This is a genomic window from Grimontia marina (assembly GCF_900060185.1).
Classification (GTDB): domain Bacteria; phylum Pseudomonadota; class Gammaproteobacteria; order Enterobacterales; family Vibrionaceae; genus Enterovibrio; species Enterovibrio marinus.
This window is the reverse complement of sequence record NZ_FIZY01000231.1, coordinates 1-652: the sequence shown is the minus strand read 5'-3', so window position 1 is coordinate 652 and position 652 is coordinate 1. Positions and strand designations below refer to the sequence as shown.

The window sequence follows — 652 nt, the reverse complement described above, 5'->3', positions numbered from 1 at the left end:
CATAAAAGCTAAATAAAAAGAAAACGCCCCCACTTCCAACCATTACAAAACTAATTAAGTGATCAATTTTTATACCGTATAGCATTAAAATTAGAGAAGCGGCGGCGATCATAAACATGTTCAGTTGATTTTTTGTCATAATTATTCTTCCTCATAACTTTCTAAATCTTGCTTAGGTAGCCCCTGTCCTTCCGCTTTTTTTAGCTCTGGAGTTGCTTCCAAATATCGAAGCGCAAGATCTTTAAGCTCGTTTTGATGTTTGGCGTGTAGCGCGTTCTTATCGTTTATGTATTGGTTTATAACTTCACTCAGTAACACCCGATTTTCTTTTTCATTCGGTGTTAGTCCAAATACTTCATGCGGTTTATAGCCGCAATACATCAATATTGCGCTAAAAGTAAGAAAGCTCACTTTTTCGCGCTTAATGTCTGCGCCTAACTGCTCTGGTGAGCACCGTAAGCGTGTAGCCAGTTCTTTTAGTGTCCATCCCAACACATTTTTTTTACCTACGAGTGATTTTAAAAAATCAGCCGGAGGACACACGTAATTTTTAGCGTTCATCAAATATTGTGGCGGGATCTTATTTCTTAAATTCTGCCAATCACTATTAACAAATTGATCTTCTTTAATCGACCACAAAGCAATTGAACCT

At 37.4% G+C, this 652-nt stretch carries 1 protein-coding gene; it reads right to left on the bottom strand.

Annotation, left to right across the window (positions count from 1 at the left end; translation table 11 throughout):
* Positions 1-141: 141 nt before the first annotated feature.
* Positions 142-652, bottom strand: a 511-nt coding sequence (locus tag GMA8713_RS27915; RefSeq protein WP_422615216.1) for a hypothetical protein, incomplete at its 5' end; no start/stop codon positions are given.